At 66.5% G+C, this 20503-nt stretch carries 17 protein-coding genes; 16 read left to right on the forward strand and 1 reads right to left on the reverse strand.

Translation table 11 applies throughout. The features are described from left to right. The first annotated feature begins 8 nt into the window (after nucleotides 1–8). From AC07PV_RS11935 to AC07PV_RS12010, 16 genes are all read left to right on the forward strand, one after another. Complete coding sequence (locus AC07PV_RS11935) at nucleotides 9–446, forward strand: DUF2147 domain-containing protein (RefSeq protein WP_218340494.1); 438 nt, start codon at nucleotides 9–11, stop codon at nucleotides 444–446. An 85-nt stretch (nucleotides 447–531) separates the two neighbouring features. After that, a complete protein-coding gene (locus tag AC07PV_RS11940; RefSeq protein ID WP_494630335.1) occupies nucleotides 532–2934 on the forward strand; it encodes a 3-hydroxyacyl-CoA dehydrogenase/enoyl-CoA hydratase family protein in 2403 nt (800 codons plus the stop codon). Between the two features lie 11 nt (nucleotides 2935–2945). Further along, nucleotides 2946–3455 (forward strand): DUF4442 domain-containing protein, encoded by a 510-nt coding sequence (locus tag AC07PV_RS11945; RefSeq protein ID WP_494630336.1) that lies wholly within the window; start codon nucleotides 2946–2948, stop codon nucleotides 3453–3455. Nucleotides 3456–3470: 15 nt separating this feature from the next. Further along, nucleotides 3471–4670 (forward strand): acetyl-CoA C-acyltransferase, encoded by a 1200-nt coding sequence (locus tag AC07PV_RS11950; protein ID WP_218293212.1) that lies wholly within the window; start codon nucleotides 3471–3473, stop codon nucleotides 4668–4670. Between the two features lie 281 nt (nucleotides 4671–4951). Continuing rightward, nucleotides 4952–5839, forward strand: a complete 888-nt coding sequence (locus AC07PV_RS11955) for an alpha/beta hydrolase family protein (RefSeq protein ID WP_218293213.1) — start codon at nucleotides 4952–4954, stop codon at nucleotides 5837–5839. A 27-nt stretch (nucleotides 5840–5866) separates the two neighbouring features. After that, on the forward strand, nucleotides 5867–6727 hold the full coding sequence (locus AC07PV_RS11960) for an acyl-CoA thioesterase (protein WP_494630337.1): 861 nt from the start codon (nucleotides 5867–5869) through the stop codon (nucleotides 6725–6727). 72 nt (nucleotides 6728–6799) lie between these two features. Continuing rightward, nucleotides 6800–7576 (forward strand): enoyl-CoA hydratase, encoded by a 777-nt coding sequence (locus tag AC07PV_RS11965; protein ID WP_494630338.1) that lies wholly within the window; start codon nucleotides 6800–6802, stop codon nucleotides 7574–7576. A gap of 1020 nt (nucleotides 7577–8596) precedes the next feature. After that, on the forward strand, nucleotides 8597–9346 hold the full coding sequence (locus tag AC07PV_RS11970) for a TetR/AcrR family transcriptional regulator (protein ID WP_494630340.1): 750 nt from the start codon (nucleotides 8597–8599) through the stop codon (nucleotides 9344–9346). Nucleotides 9347–9376: 30 nt separating this feature from the next. After that, nucleotides 9377–10318 carry an SDR family oxidoreductase gene (locus AC07PV_RS11975; RefSeq protein ID WP_494630341.1) on the forward strand — a complete coding sequence of 314 codons (942 nt, stop codon included), beginning with the start codon at nucleotides 9377–9379 and terminating at the stop codon, nucleotides 10316–10318. Next, on the forward strand, nucleotides 10315–11928 hold the full coding sequence (locus tag AC07PV_RS11980; RefSeq protein ID WP_494630342.1) for an acyl-CoA carboxylase subunit beta: 1614 nt from the start codon (nucleotides 10315–10317) through the stop codon (nucleotides 11926–11928). The genes AC07PV_RS11975 and AC07PV_RS11980 overlap by 4 nt, the downstream gene beginning before the upstream one ends. Nucleotides 11929–11957: 29 nt before the next feature. Next, a complete protein-coding gene (locus tag AC07PV_RS11985; protein WP_494630343.1) occupies nucleotides 11958–13088 on the forward strand; it encodes a DNA alkylation repair protein in 1131 nt (376 codons plus the stop codon). Between the two features lie 38 nt (nucleotides 13089–13126). Beyond that, nucleotides 13127–14296 carry an acyl-CoA dehydrogenase family protein gene (locus AC07PV_RS11990; RefSeq protein WP_494630344.1) on the forward strand — a complete coding sequence of 390 codons (1170 nt, stop codon included), beginning with the start codon at nucleotides 13127–13129 and terminating at the stop codon, nucleotides 14294–14296. A 168-nt stretch (nucleotides 14297–14464) separates the two neighbouring features. After that, complete coding sequence (locus tag AC07PV_RS11995; protein ID WP_494630346.1) at nucleotides 14465–15265, forward strand: enoyl-CoA hydratase/isomerase family protein; 801 nt, start codon at nucleotides 14465–14467, stop codon at nucleotides 15263–15265. Beyond that, entirely contained in the window at nucleotides 15265–17289 is a 2025-nt protein-coding gene (locus AC07PV_RS12000) for an ATP-binding protein (protein WP_218340486.1), read from the forward strand. Before AC07PV_RS11995 ends, AC07PV_RS12000 begins: the two co-directional genes overlap by 1 nt. Further along, on the forward strand, nucleotides 17286–18458 hold the full coding sequence (locus AC07PV_RS12005; protein WP_494630348.1) for an acyl-CoA dehydrogenase family protein: 1173 nt from the start codon (nucleotides 17286–17288) through the stop codon (nucleotides 18456–18458). The genes AC07PV_RS12000 and AC07PV_RS12005 overlap by 4 nt, the downstream gene beginning before the upstream one ends. A gap of 14 nt (nucleotides 18459–18472) precedes the next feature. Then, nucleotides 18473–19375, forward strand: coding sequence for a beta-keto acid cleavage family enzyme (locus tag AC07PV_RS12010; RefSeq protein WP_494630350.1), 903 nt, complete (start codon nucleotides 18473–18475; stop codon nucleotides 19373–19375). Nucleotides 19376–19451: 76 nt separating this feature from the next. Here AC07PV_RS12010 and AC07PV_RS12015 read toward each other — a convergent pair whose 3' ends face one another. After that, nucleotides 19452–20483 carry a RelA/SpoT domain-containing protein gene (locus AC07PV_RS12015; protein WP_409860454.1) on the reverse strand — a complete coding sequence of 344 codons (1032 nt, stop codon included), beginning with the start codon at nucleotides 20481–20483 and terminating at the stop codon, nucleotides 19452–19454. Between the last annotated feature and the right edge of the window lie 20 nt (nucleotides 20484–20503).

Raw genomic sequence — 20503 nt, forward strand, 5'->3', positions numbered from 1 at the left:
GAGCGCTTATGTACAAAGCGGTAGCAGCTATTGTTTTGGTAGCGGGTGCGTTGCCGGCCTGGGCGCAGATGACGCCTGAAGGCCTGTGGCGCAACATCGACGACAAGACCGGCGAGGCCAAGGCGGAGATCCGCATCCGCGACATCGGCGGCGGCGTGCTGCACGGGGCGCTGGAAAAGCGCCTGTCCAAGGACGCCAAGCCCGACGATGTCTGCGACGAATGCTCGGACGACCGCAAGGGCAAGCCCCTCCTGGGGCTGGAGATCATCCGTGGCGCCAAGAAGGCCGAGGGCAAGGAAGTGTGGGAAGGCGGCAAGATCCTCGACCCCGAGAACGGCCGCAACTACACCCTGCGCATGACCCCCATCGACGGCGGCAAGAAGCTCGAAGTGCGGGGCTCCATCGGTCCCTTCGGCCGCTCGCAGACCTGGATCCGCGTCCAGTAAACCCAACGCCCGTGGCCTGCCTGCCCGTCTGCCTGCGCCGTGCCCGGCGCGCGGCGGCGCCAGGCCACCAACAAGGAACCAACCCATGTCCCGATTTCAAGTGAAGAAAGTCGCCGTGCTCGGCGCAGGCGTGATGGGCGCGCAGATTGCCGCCCACCTCGTCAACGTGAAGGTGCCCGTGGTGCTGTTCGACCTGCCCGCCAAGGAAGGCCCGAAGAACGGCATCGTCACCAAGGCCGTCGAAGGCCTCAAGAAGCTCAAGCCCTCGCCCCTGGGCGTGGCCGACGACGCGGCGCTGATCCAGCAGGCCAACTACGAAGAGCACATGCACCTGCTCAAGGAATGCGACCTCGTGATCGAGGCCATTGCCGAGCGCATGGACTGGAAGCTCGACCTGTACACGAAGATCGCGCCCCACGTGGCCAAGCACGCCATCCTGGCGTCCAACACCTCGGGCCTGTCGATCACCAAGCTCTCCGAAGTGCTGCCCGAGAGCATCAAGCCCCGCTTCTGTGGCATCCACTTCTTCAACCCACCGCGCTACATGACGCTGGTGGAGCTGATCAACACCCCCACCACCCAGCCTGAAGTGCTCGACCAGCTTGAAGCCTTCGTCACCAGCGGCCTGGGCAAGGGCGTGGTGCGCGCGCACGACACCCCCAACTTCGTCGCCAACCGCGTGGGCATCGCCGGCATGCTGGCCACCATGAAGGAGGTCGAGAACTTCGGCCTGACCTATGACGTGGTGGACGACCTCACGGGCAAGAAGCTCGGCCGCGCATCCAGCGGCACCTTCCGCACCGCCGATGTGGTGGGCCTGGACACCATGGCCCACGTGATCAAGACGCTGCAGGACAACCTGAGCATCGAGACCGATCCGTTCTACGAAAGCTTTGGCACGCCCGCGGTGCTGAAGAAGCTGCTGGAGCTGGGCAACCTGGGCCAGAAGGCCAAGGCCGGTTTCTTCAAGAAGGTCGGCCGCGACGTGATGCGCTTCGAGCTGGACAGCGAAGAGTACGTGCCCGCCGGCCAGAAGGCCGACGAGGTGTATGCCCGCATGCTCAAGAAGCCCGCCGCCGAGCGCCTGCGCCTGCTGCGCAACGCCGAAGGCGCGCCCGGCCAGTTCCTCTGGGCCATCCTGCGCAACGGCTTCCACTACGCCGCCGTGCACCTGGGCACCATCGCCGACAACGCGCGCGACGTGGACCAGGCCATGCGCTGGGGCTTCGGCATGAAGCAGGGCCCCTTCGAGCTGTGGCAGGAAGCCGGCTGGCTCGACGTGGCGAAGATGATCAAGGAAGACATCGACGCGGGTAAAGCGCTGTGCAAGGCACCGCTGCCCGAGTGGGTCTTCAAGGGCCCCGTGGCCGAAGCCGGTGGCGTGCACACCGCGCAAGGCTCGTGGAGCGCATCGCAGAACAAGTTCGTGCCCCGCCGCCAGCTGCCCGTGTACGAACGCCAGATTTTCCCCGAATCGCTGCTGGGCGAAACCAACCTGCCCGACTGGCGCACCGCCGGCACGACCATTGCAGAGTCCAAAGCCTTGCGCACGTGGACGCTGGATGGCCAGGTACTCATCGCCAGCATCAAGAACAAGATGCACGCCATCAGCCCTGAAGTGATGGAAGCCCTGACCGAAGCCGTGGAGCTGGCCGAGGCCGAGTACCAGGGCATGGTCATCTGGTCCGGCGACGCCCCGTTCAGCGTGGGTGCAGACCTGGAAGCCACCATGCCGGCCTTCATGGTCGGCGGCGCCGATGCAGTCGAAAGCATCGAGCAGGAACTGCAGAACCTGATGTTGCGCATCCGCTACGCGCAGGTGCCTGTCGTCGCGGCCATCCACGGCATGGCGCTGGGCGGCGGCTGCGAGCTGGCCGTGTATTCCGCCAAGCGCGTGGCCCACATGGAAAGCTACATCGGCCTGGTCGAAGTCGGCGTGGGCCTGGTGCCCGGCGCGGGCGGCCTGACCTACATCGCGCGCCGCGCCGCCGAGAACATGGCTGCCTCTACTGGCAAGGACATCCTGCCCTTCCTGACCGAAGGCTTCACCGCCGCAGCGATGGCCAAGGTGGGCACCAGCGCGCTGGAGTCGCGCAAGCTCGGCTACCTGCTGGACAGCGACGTGATCGTGCCCCACAAGGATGAGCTGCTGTTCGTGGCCATCAACGAGGCCAAGTCCATGGCCGCCAGCGGCTGGCGCGCGCCCCACAAGCGCTTGTTCCCGGTGGCGGGCCGCAGCGGCCTGGCCACCATCAAGGCTCAGCTGGTGAACATGCGCGACGGCGGCTTCATCAGCGCCTACGACTTCAAGGTCAGCACCATGATCGCCGAGGTGGTCTGTGGCGGCGATGTGGATGCGGGCGCGATGGTGAGCGAGGAATATTTGCTCACGCTGGAGCGCAAGGTGTTCTGCCACCTGATCGCACAGCCCAAGACGCACGAGCGCATTCTCGGAATGCTCTCCACGGGCAAGCCTGTTCGCAACTGACCGGCATCACCATGACGAGCCAAGCCCCCAACAAACTCCAGCGCTCGCTGATGCGCCTGGACGAGGCCCCCGCCTTCCTGCGCGGCTTCGTGCAGAACATCATTTTGCGCCGGGCCGTGCCTTTCACCGGCACGGCCGGGGTGAAGTTCGTGTCGCTCACGCCCGAGCGTGTGGAAGTGCGCCTGCCCAATGAGCACCGCGTGCAGAACCACATTGGCGGCGTGCACGCCTCCGCCATGAACCTGCTGGCCGAAACGGCCACGGGCATGGTGGTCGGCATGAACGTGCGCGACGACTGCATCCCGCTGGCCAAGGAGCTGTCCATGGCGTTCAAGAAGCGCGCCACCGGCGGCCTCAAGGCCGTGGCCACGCTGACCGCCGGGCAGCGCGCCGCCATGTTGGCCAGCGACAAGGGCGAGGTGCAGGTCGCGGTCACCGTGACCGACGAAGCCGGCGTGGAGCCGGTCGAATGTGTATTTACGTGGGCCTGGATTCCCTCCAGCCGCCCCGCCAAGCATTGAAGGAGTTTCAACACCATGGCTCAAAAACAAGTCCAGGACGCCTACATCGTTGCCGCCACGCGCACGCCCATCGGGCGCTCCGGCCGCGGCTATTTCAAGAACACCCGCCCCGATGACCTGCTGGTCGCCGCCATCAAGAGCGCCATGCTGCAGGTCCCCACGCTGGACCCCAAAGCGATCGAGGACGCCATCATCGGCTGCTCCTTCCCCGAGGGTGAGCAGGGCATGAACATGGCACGCATTGCCGTGGGCCTGGCGTTCGACCACCCCGTGGGCGGCGTGACCGTGAACCGCTTTTGCGCATCGGGCATCACCGCGCTGCAGATGGCCGCCGACCGCATCCGCGTGGGCGAGGCCGATGTGCTGATCGCCGGCGGCGCCGAGTCCATGAGCCTCGTGCCCATGGGTGGCAACAAGCCCTCGTTCAACGCCGAGATCTTCGCGCGCGACGAGAACGTGGGCATCGCCTACGGCATGGGCCTCACGGCCGAGAAGGTCGCGCAGCAGTGGAAGATCAGCCGCGAGGCGCAGGACGCCTTCGCGCTGGAATCGCACCTGCGCGCCATCAAGGCGCAGAAGGCCGGTGAGTTCAGCGACGAAATCACGCCCTTCGAGGTCGTGGAGCGTTCGCCCAACCTCGCTACCGGCGAAGTGGTGGAAAAGCGCCGCACCGTGAGCCTGGACGAAGGCCCCCGCCCCGATACCTCGCTCGAAGGACTGGCCAAGCTCAAGCCCGTGTTCGCTGCGCGCGGCAGCGTCACGGCGGGCAACAGCTCGCAGACCAGCGACGGCGCCGGTGCGCTGATCGTGGCCAGCGAAAAGGCCGTGAAGCAATTCGGCCTCACGCCCCTGGCGCGTTTTGTGAGCTACGCCGCCCGCGGCGTGCCGCCGGAGATCATGGGCATCGGCCCCATCGAGGCGATTCCTGCAGCCCTGCGTTATGCGGGCTTGAAGAGTGACGACATTGGCTGGTACGAGTTGAACGAAGCGTTTGCGGCCCAGTCGCTGGCGGTGATCAATACGCTGGGCCTGAATCCTGCGAACGTGAACCCGATGGGCGGTGCCATTGCGCTGGGCCACCCGCTGGGCGCCACCGGTGCCATCCGCGCCGCCACCGTGGTGCACGCACTGCGTCGCCACAAGCTGAAGTACGGCATGGTCACGATGTGCGTGGGCACAGGCCAAGGCGCCGCTGGAATTATTGAAGCGCTGTGAGTTAGCTGGCTACTGCGCGGGTCATCTGCGTCGTTGGGCGGTGCTCGGAATCCTCACGTACTTCAAGTACGTTCCGGTTCCTGTGCTCCGTCCGCCTAGCAGCTGATCCCGCTCGCTACGCCCTGGAGGGTGGGGTGTGAAGGCGGGGGAACGGGCGGGGTAAGGCTTGATCGCTCCCACTCAAACCGTTCGGGCTGAGCCTGTCGAAGCCAGGGTTCTGCCCTCAGCGATAGTTTTCTTTTCAAGCCGGCGCAGATCGGTTTCGAACCAAGGAGACAGACATGGACAAGCAAACTTTGCAGGTCAACGGGGCAGTGTCATTGGCGCTGCGTGTCTACCAACCCGAGGGCGCTCCGCGCGCCAGTGTCGTGATCGGCGGCGCGATGGGGGTGCGGCAGTCGTTCTACGAGGCCTTTGCGCTGTGGATGGCGCAGCAAGGGTTTCGGGTCACCACGTTCGACTACCGGGGCCATGGCGATTCGTTGCAGGGCGCCATGCGCGATGTGAAGGCGGATCTGTTCGACTGGGCGCAGGACTACGAGGCGGTGATCACAGCCGCCAAGGCCGCGCTGCCGTCGCAGCCGCTGTACTTGCTGGGCCACAGCCTGGGGGCGCAGTTGCCGGGCCTGTTGAAAAAGCCCGAGCAGGTGGATGGCTTGCTGAGCGTGGCCGCGGGCAGCGGCTACTGGCGCGACAACGCGCCGCAGCTCAAGCGCATCGTTCCGTATTTCTGGTGGGTGCTGGTGCCGCTGGCCACGCGGCTGTGCGGGTACTTTCCGGGGCGCACGCTCAAGAAGGTGGGCGACCTGCCTGCGGGCGTGATCCTGCAGTGGCGCCGCTGGTGCCTGCACCCGGCCTACAGCGTGGGGGCCGAGGGGCCTGCCGTGGCGCAGAGCTACGGCGCAGTGCGTTTTCCGGTGCTGGCCTTGTCGATGGCCGACGACGAGCTGATGACCTTGCGGGGCACGCACAACCTGGTGAATCTGTACGCCAACACCGAGCGCCGCGTGGAGAGCATCACGCCGGCCGATCTGCAGGTGCGCCGCATCGGGCACTTCGGTTTCTTTCGCGACCAGTTTCGCCAGAGCCTGTGGCCGCGCGCGGCGGCTGCGCTGGCCGCCCTGGGTGGCGGCGTGCACCACGGCGAAGTCTCCGGTACGACGGCCTGAGCGGTCGTTTCGCGGCACACTCGCAGCATGACTTCCTCTTCATCCACTTCTTCGTCCTCCGCAGCCCACCCGCTGGACGAGGCGCTGCAACTGACGGCCTCGTCCGCTCCGACCGGCCAGTACGAAGGGCAAACCCACCCCGGCTACTGGAACATGGTGGGCCCGTTTGGTGGCATCACCGCCGCCACGCTGCTACAGGCCATCCTGCAGCACCCTGACCGGCTCGGCGACCCGTTGTCGCTCACCGTCAACTACGCGGGCGCACTGACAGCCGGTGCGTTCACCGTGCAGGCAACGCCCGTGCGCACCAACCGCTCCACCCAGCACTGGACCTTGTCGATCCTGCAGGCTGGTGCCGACGGCGCCCCGGTGGTCACCACCACCGCCACGGCCGTGACGGCGGTGCGCCGCGAGACCTGGAGCGTGGGCGATGTGCCCATGCCCGAGGTGCCTCCCCCCGCGGAGCACAAGGCCATCGTCGCGCCCAAGGGGGCGGTGGAATGGCTCAGCCGCTATGAGATGCGCCCCATCGCGGGATTCATCCCGCGCACCTGGGACGGCAGCGGCGACCACAGCCTCACGCAGCTGTGGATGCGCGACGCGCCGCCGCGCCCGCTCGACTTCACCTCGCTGGCGGCACTGGCCGACGTGTTCTTCCCCCGCGTGTGGCTGCGCCGTGCGCGCCAGGTGCCTGCGGGCACGGTGTCCATCACCGTGTACTTCCATGCCACGGCAGAGCAGTTGCAGGCCACGGGCTCCGGCTACCTGCTCGGCCAGGCGCGCGGGCAGGAGTTTCGCAACGGTTTCTTCGACCAGACCGTGCAGCTGTGGAACGAGGCTGGCACCATGCTGGCCACGAGCCACCAGATCGTCTACTACAAGGAATAGGAAGTCGGCCTGTTGCTCTGCACCGTGCATTCCTCCCGTCCTCATCCATCCGACCCCGGAACCTTCACCACCATGACCGACGCCACCCAAGACATCCTCGTCCACACCGAAGCCGGTGTGGCCACCATCACCTTCAACCGTGTGGACAAGAAGAACTCCATCACCACCACCATGTATGCCGCCATGGCCGATGCCCTGGCCGCTGCCGCTGCCGATGCCAGCGTGCGCGTGGTGGTGTTCCAGGGCGACGTGGCCATCTTCAGCGCGGGCAATGACATCGGCGACTTTTTGAAGCAGCCGCCCGCCACGCAGGATTCGCCCGTGTTCCGCTTCCTGCACGGCATCGCGGCCTTTCCCAAGCCCATCATCGCCTCGGTGTGTGGCCCCGCCGTGGGCATCGGCACGACCATGCTGTTCCATTGCGACCTGGTCTATGCGGGCGACAACGCGGCGTTCTCCATGCCCTTCGTGAACCTGGGGCTGTGCCCCGAGGCCGCATCGAGCCTGCTGGTGCCGCAGATGCTGGGGTATCACCGCGCTGCGGAAGCCTTGCTGTTGGGCGAGCCCTTCATGGCCGAGGCCGCCCTGGAGGTGGGCCTGGTGAACCGCGTGGTGCCGCCGACCGAGTGCAATGGCGTGGCGCAGGCGCAGGCGCGCAAGCTGGCGGCCAAGCCGCTGTCGGCGCTGATCGAGACCAAGCGGCTGATGAAGGGGGGGCAGACGGGGAAGGTGCTGGCGGTGATGGCGGAAGAGGGCGCGAGCTTTGGTCGCATGCTGCGCGAGCCGGCAGCGCGGGAAGCGTTCTCGGCGTTTATGGAAAAGAGAAAGCCAGATTTCAGCAAGAGCTGAAATCTGGCCGCCGCGATAGCGGTGCAGACCGCGTAGCGGGCTGAACGATCTTTTGGTAAAAGCCCCGACTGGATTTCGGCGCACTCTGGGCCCCCGGTTCTTGGTCGTTTTGGCTGCTAGCGCTTTTCTATCAAGCGCTAGCAGCTATCGTTTTTATAGTTGTCGAGTTTCTGCCTACCGTTCGGGCTGAGCCCATCGAAGCCAGGGCGTGCTGGTTTGAAAAGCATGCTTGGTTTGAGGGCAGAGGCCGGGAATCGCCCGGCATGCGAGTAACTTTCTTTCGCGTCGCCGAAAGAAAGTCACCAAAGAAAGGGCGACCCCCAGTCTGCGACCCCTTCGCAGTGCGAAGGGGCCACCTGCGGCGGGGCGGTTGCGGGTGCGCCGTGGAACTCGCTTTGCGCCTGCGGCGCGCCGCTCGGACAACCACGGCGAGTCAGAGCACGAGGCATGGGCGCTGCGACGCCCATGCTCACCCCGCAACCGCCCCGCCGCAGGCGCAGCCAGCAGGGGGGTGGACCGCCAAACATCCAAACAGCCGAATAGCCACACGGGCCTTTGCTTCGCTCGGCCCCATCTCGCGGGCGCAAGCGCCACGCGCCACGCGCTGCGCAGGCTGGGCCGAGCGCGGAGACGCCCCGAATGGATGTCCGGCTGCGGGTTCCCTTCTGGATGCGCCTGGGGCCCGCAGCGAGTTCTGCGGTGCACCCCGTGACCGAGCACCCCAGTTTGCCCCGTAGCGCAGCGAAGGGGTCGCAGACGGCAGGGTCGCCTTCTCCTTGGTGACTTTCTCTTGGCGACCCAAGGGAAAGTTACTGCGCCGTCGGGCGCACACCCCGGCCTCCGCCCTTCGTTCAGGCACGCTGCATACTATAAAAACAATAGCTTCTAGCGCTTGATGGATAAGCGCTAAAGGCAAAAAAACACCCAAAATCCCGCCAAGCAAAACAACCCGCAATCGCAGCACCTATTTTTACCAAGCACTTGCTTGCTAAAAATAAACAGTTTTGCTATCGTGCCTGCATGGACTCACCCGTGCCGCGCACCCGCGCCATCACCCCCCCGCAAAAGAAAACCCCGGCCCGCCCCCGTGGCAAGGCCGCAGCGTCCCTCGTCGCCAACCCCATCCCCACAGAAACCACGGCAACCGAAGACCCCCCACGCCGCCCCCGCGGCCGCCCGCGCAAGACCGCCGAAGAACTCGACGACGGCAACCGCCGCCGCAAGCTCATGGACGGCGCCGCCAAACTGTTCCGCACGCAGGGCTTCGCGGCCACCAGCACGCGCGATATTGCCGCCGCCGCAGGCATGCACAGCGGCTCGCCCTTCTACCACTTCGAAAGCAAAAGCGCGCTGCTTTACGCCGTGATGAGCGAGGGCATGACCATGGCCACGCAGAGCCAGCAGCAGGCGCTGGAGGCCCTGCCTGCTGGCGCAGCGCCACGCGCGCAGCTGCGCACGCTGATCCGCCACCACTTCGAGATCCTGCTCGGCCCGCGCAGCAGCTTCATCCCGGTGATGCTGTACGAATGGCGCTCGCTCACGCCCGCGCAGCGCAAGGGCATTGCGCGCATCAAGGACAGCTACGAGGCCGCGTGGATGCCCGCGCTCGATGCCCTCGCGCAGCAGGGCGCCCTGCAGGCAAATCCTGGCGTGGCGCGGCTGTTCATCTTTGGCGCGCTCAACTGGGCCGTGCAGTGGTTCTCGCCCAAGAAGGGCAAGTCGCTCGATGCGCTGACCGACGAGGCCCTGGCCCTGTTCATCCGCGCATAAACAAAAAAATACAAAAAAGGCTGGACCACCATGGCCCCGACGGCTCCGAATGTTTATCAGTCTGTGTTTGCCCCGGGCCTGTTCGCCGGCCAGGTGGTCGTCGTCACGGGCGGCGGCTCGGGCATCGGCCGCTGCACAGCGCACGAGCTGGCCCGCCTGGGCGCGCAGGTGGTGCTGGTGGGCCGCAAGCCAGAGAAGCTGCAGGCCGTTGCCGATGAGATTGCCGCGGATGGCGGCGCAGCGTCCTGGCACGCGTGCGACATCCGCTCCGAAGACGCGGTGGTGGTGCTGGTGCAGCAGGTGCTGGCCGCGCACGGGCGCATCGATGGACTGGTGAACAACGCGGGCGGGCAGTTCATGTCGCCGCTCGAATCCATCAGCGCCAAGGGCTGGGAGGCGGTGCTGCACACCAACCTCACCGGCGGCTTCCTGGTGGCGCGCGAGTGCTACCGGCAGTGGATGGCGTCGAACGGCGGCTCAGTAGTCAACATCGTGGCCGACATGTGGGGCTCCATGCCGGGCATGGGGCACAGCGGCGCGGCGCGCGCGGGCATGGTCAGCTTCACCGAAACCGCCGCGCTCGAATGGGCCTGCAGCGGCGTGCGCGTGAATGCCGTCGCGCCGGGCTACATCGCATCGAGCGGCATGGACAACTACCCTCCCGCCGCCGCGCACACGCTGCGCGCCATGCCGCAGACCGTGCCGCTGGGCCGCTTCGGCAACGAGGCCGAGGTGTCGGCGGCCATCGTCTTCCTGCTCAGCCCGGCCGCCAGCTTCATCAGCGGCAGCACGCTGCGCGTGGATGGCGCGCGGCCGCAGGTGCGCCTGGGCTGGCCGCTGCGCGTGCCCGATGCCGCCACGCAGCAGCGCGCCGCCGTGAAGCCCTACGGGGGCTTTCACCGCGCACAGGTGCCGCGCGTGTTTGCGGCGTCTGCCGAGCAGGCTTCCAGTGCGTCCAAGGACTCTGAATGACCACCGCCTTTGCTTCGCGCTTTCACTCCGGCGCACCCGATGCGCAACAGCGCCGCGCTGCCCTGGCCGCGCGCCTCGATGCCCTGCGCGCATTGGAAGAACGTGCCGCCGCCGCCTCGGCCCGGTCGCAGCCCCAGTTCGACAAACGCGGCCAGCTGCTGCCGCGCCAGCGCGTGGCGCTGCTGCTGGATGCGGGCGCGCCCTGGCTGCCGCTGTGCACCCTGGCGGGCTACCTGCAGGATGTGAAGGACCCGGCAAAGTCCGTGCCCGGCGGCGGGATGATCGCCGGCATCGGATTGGTCAGCGGCGTGCGCTGCATGGTGGTGGCTAGCGACTCCGGCATCGAGGCGGGGGCCATCCAGCCCATGGGCCTGGAAAAGATCCTGCGCGTGCAGGAGATCGCGCTGCGCGAGCGCCTGCCCTTCGTGCACCTGGTCGAGAGTGCGGGCGCCAACCTCATGCGCTACCGGGTCGAAGGCTTCGTGCACGGCGGCACACTGTTCCGCAACCTCGCGCGGCTGTCGGCGGCGGGCATTCCGGTCATCACGGTGCAGCACGGCTCGGGCACGGCGGGCGGGGCCTACATGCCAGGGCTGTCGGACGTGGTCATCATGGTGCAGGGCCGCTCGCGCGCCTTCCTGGCCGGTCCGCCGCTGCTCATGGCCGCCACGGGCGAGGTGGCGACCGAAGAGGAACTGGGCGGCGCCGAGATGCACACCGCCGTCTCGGGCCTGGGCGAATACCTGGCGCTGGACGACCGCGAGGCCATCGGCATGGCGCGCGACGTGATCGCGCAGACCGGCTGGGCCGCGCTGCCGCGCGCTGCAGCACCTGCGCCCACACTGCCGGCCGACGACCTGCTGGCGCTGATGCCCGCCGACCTGCGCCAGCCCGTGGACATGCGCGAGGTGATCGCGCGGCTGGTGGATGGGTCTGAGCTGCTCGAGTTCAAGGCGCGCTACGGCATGGCCACCCTGTGCGCCCAGGGCCGCATTGGCGGCCACGCCGTGGGCTTCATCAGCAACAACGGCCCCATCGACGTGGCGGGCGCGAACAAGGCCACGCACTTCATCCAGTGGATGTGCCAGCTGGGCCACCCCATCATTTACCTGCAGAACACTACCGGCTACATGGTGGGCAAGGACAGCGAGCAGGGCGGCATGATCAAGCACGGCAGCAAGATGATCCAGGCCGTGACCAACGCCACCGTGCCGCAGATCACCATCCAGTGCGGCGCCAGCTTTGGCGCGGGCAACTACGGCATGTGCGGGCGGGGCTATGCGCCGCGCTTCCTGTTCAGCTGGCCCGGGGCCAAGACGGCCGTGATGGGCGGCGAGCAGGCCGCGCGCACCATGCAGATCGTGACCGAGGCGGCACTGGCGCGCAAAGGCATCACGCCCGACCCCGCCGAATCGCAGGCCCAGTTCGACAAGATCGTCGCCATGTTCGAGGCCCAGGCCGATGCGTTCTACACCAGCGGCCTGCTGCTGGACGACGGCGTGATCGACCCGCGCGACACGCGGGCCGTGCTGGCGTTTTGCCTGGACACCTGCACCGACGCACAGGCCCGCACGCTGCGGCCCCTGAGCTTTGGCGTGGCGCGGATGTAAGAGCCACGCCAAAGCACGCAATCACCACGATGGCCGAGCCTCTCAAACACTTGCTGAACGACACCGTGCCGCCGCGCATTGCGGCCATGGTGCGGCGCACGTGGCGCAAGTTCGATACCACCGCGTTTCTGCAGCAAGTAGAGCCCGGCTACGAATCGCTGGAGCTGATGGCACGCGGCCAGCGCATCGCGCAGTCCCTGCAGGCGCACCTGCCGCAAGACATACCGCGCGCACTGGCCGTGCTGGTCGATTCGATGGACCCACCCATGGGCCTCGATGCCGCTGGCGAACCCGACGCGGGCGACCGGCCCTACAGCGCCTTCCTGTACCTGCCGCACAGCATCTACATCGGCACACACGGCCTGCCGCATTTCGAGGCGGCCATGGCCGCGCAGCACGCGCTCACCCAGCGCTTTACGGCCGAGTTCTGCATACGCCCCTACCTGCTGCACCACCAGGGCGCCACGCTCGCGCGGCTGCGCGACTGGGCGCACGACGGCAACGCCCATGTGCGCCGTCTGGTGAGCGAAGGCACGCGGCCCCGACTGCCCTGGGCGCCGCGTTTGCCTGCATTCCAGAACAACCCGCAACTGGCCCTGCCGTTGCTCGATGCGCTCAAGGACGACCCATCGTCTTACGTGCGTCGCTCCGTGGCCAACCACCTGGGCGACATCGCCAAGGATCACCCCGACCTGGCCGTGGGCACCGCCCGCACCTGGCTGCAGGGCGCATCCGCACCGCGTGAAGCCCTGGTGCGCCACGGCCTGCGTTTTCTCATCAAGCGTGGCGACTCTGGTGCGCTCGATGCCCTGGGCGTGGGGCATGCCGTGGCGCTGGACGTGCGGGCCGCGCGCGTGCTGCCTGCCAGCGCACGCATCGGAGACAAGGTGCGCATCGAGGCCGAGCTGCACAACCCCACGCCACGGCCCCAGCGCGTGCTGGCCGACCTGAAGGTGCACTACGTCAAGGCCCACGGCGGTGCCGCGCCCAAGGTGTTCAAGCTGCAAACGCTGGACATAGCGCCTGGCGCCACGGTGGCCGTGGGCAAGACGCTGTCGCTGCAGCAGATGACCACGCGCACCCACTACCCCGGCGCGCACCAGGTGGAGCTGGTACTCAACGGGCGGCCGCAGCCGCTGGGGCAGTTCCAGTTGTCGTGATCGAGATCCACACAAACAAAACACCGGAGACAAACACCATGCAGTTCACGCACGAGCACCGCGAGATCCAGAAGACCCTCAAGCGCTTCATCGATGAAGAGATCAACCCCCACGTGGACGAGTGGGAGGCGGCCGAGATCTTCCCCGCGCACGAGGTCTTCAAGAAGATGGGCAACCTGGGTCTGCTGGGCCTGTGCAAGCCCGAGGAATACGGCGGGCAGGGCCTGGACTATTCGTACAGCCTGGCCATGGCCGAGGCACTGGGCCACATCCATTGCGGCGGCGTGCCCATGGCCATTGGCGTGCAGACCGACATGTGCACCCCGGCGCTCGCGCGCTACGGCAGCGAAGAACTCAAGCGCAACTTTCTGGCCCCTGCGATTGCGGGCGACATGGTGGGCTGCATCGGCGTGAGCGAGCCTGCGGCGGGCAGCGATGTGTCCGGCATCAAGAGCGTGGCCCGCAAGGACGGCGACGACTATGTGATCACCGGCCAGAAGATGTGGATCACCAACAGCCTGCAGGCCGACTGGATGTGCATGCTGGTGAACACGGGCGAAGGCCCCGTGCACAAGAACAAGAGCCTGGTGATGGTGCCCATGCGCGATGGCCCTAACGGCAAGCTCACCAAGGGCATCGAGGTGGCGCAGAAGATCCGCAAGATTGGCATGCACAGCAGCGACACGGGCCTGATCTATTTTGACGAGGCGCGCGTGCCGCAGCGTTACCGCATCGGTGCCGAAGGCCAGGGCTTCATCTACCAGATGCAGCAGTTCCAGGAAGAGCGCCTGTGGTGCGCAGCCAGTACGCTCGAATCGCTGAACCACTGCATCCAGTGGACCATCGACTATGCGCAGGAGCGCAAACTGTTTGGCAGCACGCTGGCCGACCAGCAGTGGGTGCAGTTCAAGCTGGCCGAGCTCAAGACCGAGGTGGAAGCGCTGCGCGCACTCACCTACCGCGCTTGCGACCTGTATGTGAACGGGCAGGACGTGCTGGAGCTGGCCAGCATGGCCAAGCTGAAGGCCGGCCGCCTGAACCGCGAGGTGCCCGACACCTGCCTGCAGTTCTGGGGCGGCATGGGCTTCACGCTGGAGAACAAGGTCTCGCGCATGTACCGCGACGGGCGGCTGGCGTCCATCGGCGGCGGTGCGGACGAAGTGATGCTGGGCATCCTCGCCAAGCTCATGGGCATTGCGAAGAGATGAACACCCCCCTGAGCGACTTCGTCGCTTCCCCCCGCTCTCGCATTGCTGCGCAATGCGGGCAGGGGGACGCAGCCCTCGCTGCGGGGCGGCCCTTGCTCGGCTGCCCTGGCACTGGGCCGCGCCAGTTTCGTATGTCGCGCGTGGCGCGCAACACGGTGGAGACCTGACATGCCTTTGCAGATAACCCGCGCGCCGCTGGCCAGCGGCTGTGTGGAGACCTGGACGCTCAACGACCCGGCCAGCCGCAATGCGCTGTCGGAGACGATGGTTGACGCCCTGCTGGCTGCATGCGAGCGCGCTGCAACCGATGCCGACCTGCGCGGCGTGGTGCTGCGTGGCGCCGGTGGTCACTTCTGCGCGGGCGGCAGCCTGGGAGGCTTTGCCAAGACGATTGGCCAGCCGCTGGCTGCGGGCGAAGCCGACCCGCTGGTGCCCCTGAACCGCCGCTTTGGTGCCCTGCTGCAGGCCCTGCGTGAGTTGCCCCAGTGGCTCATCGTGGCGGTGGAGGGCGCGGCCATGGGTGGCGGCTTTGGTCTGGTGTGCTGCGCTGATCAGGTGCTGGCACACAGCGGCGCGCAGTTCGCCACGCCCGAGGTTACGCTGGGCATCGTGCCTGCGCAGATCGCGCCCTTTGTGGTGCGGCGCCTTGGCCCGTCTGCTGCGCGGCGGTGTTTGCTGACAGGCGAGCGCTGGGATGCCGCTGCCGCCCAGCGCTTGGGCCTGGTCGATGACCTGGTGGAGGGCGACATGAATGTCGCTTTGCAGGTAGCCATTGCACGCCACGCTGCCGCAGCGCCGCAAGCCGTGGCCGCTACCAAACGTTTGTTGCTGGCCCAGCCCGAAACGCCGTTGCCCGCGCTGCTGGACGAAGCGGCAATTGCTTTTTCGCAAGCGCTGCGTGGCCTCGAGGCGCCGCAAGGGCTGGCGGCGTTTGCTGCGCGCAAGGCGCCGCCGTGGAGCGCGACCTGATGAAAAAAATCCTTATCGCCAATCGCGGCGAAATCGCTCGCCGGGTGATTCACACCGCCCACCGTATGGGCATCGAAACGGTGGCCGTCTACTCCGACCCCGATGCCAACGCCCTGCATGTGCGCGAAGCCACCCAAGCCGTGACGCTGGGTGGCGATACCAGCGCCGACACCTACCTGCGCACCGACAAGCTGCTGGCCGCCGCCCGTGCCACCGGCGCCGATGCCGTGCACCCCGGCTATGGCTTCCTCAGCGAGAACGCCGACTTCGCCCAGGCCGTGGTCGATGCGGGCCTGACCTGGATCGGCCCGCCGCCCGCCGCCATCCGCGCGCTGGGCAGCAAGGCCGGGGCCAAGGCGCTGGCCCAGACGCATGGCGTGCCCTGCCTGCCCGGCTATGCGGGCGACGACCAGAGCGACGAACGCTTTTCCGCCGAGGCTGCGCGCATCGGCACGCCCCTCATGGTCAAGGCCGTGGCAGGCGGGGGAGGGCGCGGCATGCGCCTCGTCACCGACCTGGCGCAGTTGGCCACCGCACTGGCGAGTGCCCGGTCGGAGGCGCTGGCGGGCTTTGGCTGTGGTGACCTGCTCATCGAACGCGCACTGCTGCAGCCGCGCCATGTGGAGGTGCAGATCTTTGCCGACGCCCACGGCGCGTGCATCCACCTGGGCGAGCGCGATTGCTCCGTGCAGCGCCGCCACCAGAAGATCATTGAAGAGTCCCCCAGCCCGGCCGTGGACGCCGCGCTGCGCGAACGCATGGGCGCCTGCGCCGTGGCGCTGGCGCAGGCTGCTGGCTATGTGGGGGCGGGCACGGTGGAGTTTTTGCTGGATGGCAGTGGCTTGAGCGACGCCGGGCCGCCCCAAGTCGCGAAGGCCCCCTCGGGGGGCAGCGAACCACGCGACGCGGGGAGCGTGGGGGCCAGTTTCTACTTGATGGAGATGAACACCCGCCTGCAGGTGGAGCACCCGGTGACCGAAGCGCTCACGGGGCTGGACTTGGTGGAATGGCAAATCCGCGTGGCGCGGGGCGAGCCGCTGCCGCTTACGCAAGATCAGGTGCATCTGCAAGGCCACGCCATCGAAGTGCGCCTGTGTGCCGAAGATGCGCACTTCCGCCCCCACACCGGTCGGGTGCTGCAGTTCAGCGCGCCGCCAGCCACCGCGTTTGAGCGGGCCGCGCCGGGCGCGCTGCGTTTTGACCATGCGCTGGAAGAGGGCGCCGAGGTTACTCCCCACTACGACGCCATGCTGGGCAAGCTCATCGTGCACGCCTCCACGCGGGCCGAGGCCATCGCCGCGCTGGTGCGTGCGCTGCACAGCACCCGCGTGCTGGGCCTGCCCACCAACCGCGCGTTTCTGGCGGCGTGCCTGCAGCACCCGGTGCTTGCTAGTGGGCAGGCGCTGGTGCCGTTCCTGGCAGAGCACGCTGCTGGCTTGCAGGATTTGCTATTGAAAAAGGAGCTGTCAGCGCTTATGCAACCAGCGCTAGAGGCCATTTTTGCTTTAAATCCTGCGTCGGAACTGCCTTGTTCCATGGCCCGGCCTCTGCGCCTGCGCCACCAGGGCGAGGTGCACCCCGTCGCCGTGCGCGAGCTGGGCGGCGGGCGGCTGCAGGTAGAGCAGGCCGGGGTAGGGCCCACCACCATCACGCTGCAGTTGCCTCAGCGCGGTGTGCACTACGTCGCCGTGGAGCCGCTGCGCTGGCATTGGCAGATCGGCGGTGTGGACGGCTGGGTGGAAGACGCATCGTGGGAGCCGGCAGCCCGCGCGGGCGCCGCTGGTGGCGCCACCGAGCTGCGCGCGCCCTTCAACGGCAAGGTCGTCGCGCTGCCCGTGGCTGCAGGCCAGGCGCTGGCGGCGGGCGATACGGTGGTGGTCATCGAATCCATGAAGCTTGAACACAGCCTGGCCAGCCCCGCCGCCGCCACGGTGGCCGAGCTGCTGGTGGCCCCCGGCCAGCAGGTGTCGCCCGGCCAGGTGCTGGCCCGCTTTGCACCCGCCACGCAAGGAGCGCCCGCATGACCGCCACGTCCGATGCAAGTTCTGTGAGCGACGAAGACCGCACCGCACTCACCGACACCGTCACCCGCTTTGCCCGCACCGAGATCGCGCCGCATGTGGATGCTTGGGATGCCGCCGGTGAGTTCCCCCGCAGCCTGTACCGCCGCGCGGCCGACCTGGGCCTGCTGGGGCTGGGCTACCCCGAGCCGTACGGCGGCACGCCTGCCAGCTACGCCTTGCGCTTGCCGCTGTGGCGCGCGCTCAGCCGCCACGGCGCCAGCGGCGGCGTGCTGGCCAGCCTGCTGTCGCACAACATCGGCCTGCCGCCCGTGCTGGCGCATGGCAGCGATGCTGTGCGCGCTGAGGTCATTCCACCGGTGCTGGCGGGCGAGCAAATCGCTGCGCTGGCGATCACTGAACCCGGGGGCGGGTCCGACGTAGCCCAGCTCAAGACCACCGCGCGGCGCGAGGGCGATGAGTACATCGTCAACGGCGAAAAGGTGTTCATTACCTCCGGCATGCGCGCGGACTGGATCACGGTGGCTGTGCGCACTGGCGACGCTGGCAGCAAGGGCAGTGGCGGCATCTCCATGCTGCTCATGCCCGGCCACAGCGCAGGCCTGTCGCGCAGCAAGCTCGACAAGATGGGATGGCTGTGCTCCGACACTGCCCACCTGCGCTTCGATAATGTGCGCGTGCCCGCCCGCTACCTGCTGGGCGAAGAGGGCGCGGGCTTTCGCATCATCATGGCCAACTTCAACGGTGAGCGTTTTGGCCTGGCCGCGTCGGCCCTGGGCTTTGCCGAGGCCTGCTACGACGAAGCCCTGGCCTGGGCCCGCCAGCGCAAGACCTTTGGCGCCGCACTGGTAGAGCACCAGGTCATCCGCCACAAGCTGGTGGACATGCAGATGCGCATCCAGTCCACCGCCGCGTGGTGCGAATCCGTGGCTGCGCAGGCTGACGCAGGCCGCACCGGCCCCGAGTGGGTAGCGCAGGTGTGTCTGCTCAAGAACCACGCCACCCAAACCATGCAGTTCTGTGCCGACCAGGCCGTGCAGATCCTGGGCGGCATGGGCTTTATGCGCGGCACCGTCAGCGAGCGCATCTACCGCGAGGTCAAGGTCATGATGATCGGCGGCGGTGCGGAAGAAATCATGAAGGACCTGGCTGCACGCCAGCTAGGCATTTGAAGGAGACAGGCACCATGCACAGCACCGACCACGGCAACAAAGCCATCATCACCTGCTCCATCACCGGCGTGCTGACGGACCCTGGCCAGCACCACGTGCCCGTCACGCCCGAGCAACTGGCCAAAGAAGCCCGCCGTGCCTACGACGCAGGCGCCGCCGTGGTCCACGTGCACTTTCGCAACCAGGAGCCCGGCAAAGGCCATCTGCCCAGCTGGGACCCGCAGGTGGCGCGCGACTGCGTGCAAGCGATGCGCGAGGCCTGCCCGGGCCTGATCATCAACCAGACCACCGGCGTGGTCGGCCCCCACTACCAGGGCCCCCTCGACTGCCTGCGCGCCACCCGCCCCGAGATGGCCGCATGCAACGCCGGCTCGCTCAACTACCTGAAGGTGCGCAGCAACGGCACCTGGGCCTGGCCGCCCATGCTGTTCGACAACCAGCCCGCCAAGGTCAAGGACTTCATTGACGTGATGCTGGAGACCGGCACGCTGCCCGAGTTTGAGTGCTTCGACGTGGGCATCGTGCGCTGCGTGGAGATGTATGTGCAGACCGGCATGTACACCGAACGCCTGCCCGAATACAACTTTGTGATGGGCGTCGAGTCCGGTATGCCTGCGGACCCGGACCTGCTGCCCATCTTGCTCAAGCTCAAGATCAAGGACGCCCCCTGGCAGGCCACCGTCATCGGCCGCAGCGAGATCTGGCCTGTGCACCAGCGCGTGGCCGAACTGGGCGGGCATTTGCGCACGGGGCTGGAAGACACGTTCTATCTGCCGGATGGGACCAAGGCGGAGTCGAACGGGCCGTTGATTGAGAAGCTGGCGGAATACGCGCGCAACGCGGGGCGGGAGGTGGCTTCGCCGCAGGAGGCGCGGGGGATGTTGGGGTTGGCGGAGGCGTCAGCAGGTGCCAACTGAATTTTTTTGCCTTCCTTTAGAAAGCGCTGCGAGTCTCCGTGATCTCTAGCGTCGAACCTAGAATCTCCGCGCCAAATTACGTTGTTAACGTCGTAGAGCGTAAGTAGTTGGACCCGTCTGCCACCCAAGATAAGAAATCGTGGGCATCGTCATAGTAGTTTTTGAAACTCGCTCTGATGTCGTCCGCCGTCGTTCTTGGCACATAGACGACGTCAGCAGTTGGCCGCGAGACTTCAAGGTCGAATAGCTTTGCTAGAGCTTCTGTTTGCGTTTCAAAACCGAACAGCTCAAGTTGCCCACCTTCTCTGAAAAGAATGAACTCGGGCCCCTTGTTGGCTTCATTTCCGCTCAAGGCAACTCCTAGTCCTGCCAGCTGCAGTTTGAAATTCAACTCTGCTTCATGCTTTTCGTAAAGCGATATCAGCTCGCCGTTCTCTAAGTCGGGATGTGGTCCGGGGCAACCTTCAAAAGACCTAGCAAGTATTTCGCTAGTGAGGGACATCAAAGCGAGGTATCGCGTATCGCCTCGGTGATACTTTGGTTCGCTTGCACCTTTTGTAATGTGGGCAATGATTTCGTTTGTGGTCGACCAAGCGTTTTGGACCTCAGTTCGGTATTGAAGCTCAATGCGGAGGCCGCGCAAATGTCTGCCCTCATCTGAGGCTACGTTGTATTCGTAAACATCATGGATGCCACGATAACCATCCTGTTTTGGCGTCTTGATGTAGTCGTATTTGTCTACCGAAGTTTTAAGTATGTGATCGAATCGGGCGCTGTGCATGGACTGTCGGAAGGCGTAAAGGGATGGAACGTCAGGGCATATCACTCGACAGCCTGCGACGTCGTCCATCCTGGCGAGATCCATGCCTTGCTGCCGCTGTAGCTTGTCAAATATGGTCGCCTTGCGTTTGTGGCGCTGTATTACCCGCGCACCGTACTCCTTGGCGCGATTTCGTAGCAGCGCCTGGAACGTATTGATCACGCTTGAGTGGGCAGCGCGCCATTCCTCGATGACGTGGAGGTCTTCCGGCGTGGCTCGGGCTTCGCGAATGGCTGCTCCTGCCGCATTCACGCGCGATTTCGATCCGCCGGGGAATTTTTTGTCCATCTGCTTATTTTCGAGTTAAG

The sequence above is a fragment of the Acidovorax sp. GW821-FHT09A11 genome (assembly GCF_059418365.1).

Bases quoted from the DNA above. Each gene is read 5' to 3' on its own strand.
- AC07PV_RS11935 (WP_218340494.1), top strand. From the start codon at position 9: ATGTACAAAGCGGTAGCAGCTATTGTTTTGGTAGCGGGTGCGTTGCCG.
- AC07PV_RS11965 (WP_494630338.1), top strand. From the start codon at position 6,800: ATGACCGACGCCACCCAAGACATCCTCGTCCACACCGAAGCCGGTGTG.
- AC07PV_RS11945 (WP_494630336.1), top strand. From the start codon at position 2,946: ATGACGAGCCAAGCCCCCAACAAACTCCAGCGCTCGCTGATGCGCCTG.
- AC07PV_RS11985 (WP_494630343.1), top strand. From the start codon at position 11,958: ATGGCCGAGCCTCTCAAACACTTGCTGAACGACACCGTGCCGCCGCGC.
- AC07PV_RS11995 (WP_494630346.1), top strand. From the start codon at position 14,465: ATGCCTTTGCAGATAACCCGCGCGCCGCTGGCCAGCGGCTGTGTGGAG.
- AC07PV_RS11940 (WP_494630335.1), top strand. From the start codon at position 532: ATGTCCCGATTTCAAGTGAAGAAAGTCGCCGTGCTCGGCGCAGGCGTG.
- AC07PV_RS11950 (WP_218293212.1), top strand. From the start codon at position 3,471: ATGGCTCAAAAACAAGTCCAGGACGCCTACATCGTTGCCGCCACGCGC.
- AC07PV_RS12005 (WP_494630348.1), top strand. From the start codon at position 17,286: ATGACCGCCACGTCCGATGCAAGTTCTGTGAGCGACGAAGACCGCACC.
- AC07PV_RS11955 (WP_218293213.1), top strand. From the start codon at position 4,952: ATGGACAAGCAAACTTTGCAGGTCAACGGGGCAGTGTCATTGGCGCTG.
- AC07PV_RS11975 (WP_494630341.1), top strand. From the start codon at position 9,377: ATGGCCCCGACGGCTCCGAATGTTTATCAGTCTGTGTTTGCCCCGGGC.
- AC07PV_RS12015 (WP_409860454.1), bottom strand. From the start codon at position 20,483: ATGGACAAAAAATTCCCCGGCGGATCGAAATCGCGCGTGAATGCGGCA.
- AC07PV_RS12000 (WP_218340486.1), top strand. From the start codon at position 15,265: ATGAAAAAAATCCTTATCGCCAATCGCGGCGAAATCGCTCGCCGGGTG.
- AC07PV_RS11960 (WP_494630337.1), top strand. From the start codon at position 5,867: ATGACTTCCTCTTCATCCACTTCTTCGTCCTCCGCAGCCCACCCGCTG.
- AC07PV_RS11990 (WP_494630344.1), top strand. From the start codon at position 13,127: ATGCAGTTCACGCACGAGCACCGCGAGATCCAGAAGACCCTCAAGCGC.
- AC07PV_RS12010 (WP_494630350.1), top strand. From the start codon at position 18,473: ATGCACAGCACCGACCACGGCAACAAAGCCATCATCACCTGCTCCATC.
- AC07PV_RS11970 (WP_494630340.1), top strand. From the start codon at position 8,597: ATGGACTCACCCGTGCCGCGCACCCGCGCCATCACCCCCCCGCAAAAG.
- AC07PV_RS11980 (WP_494630342.1), top strand. From the start codon at position 10,315: ATGACCACCGCCTTTGCTTCGCGCTTTCACTCCGGCGCACCCGATGCG.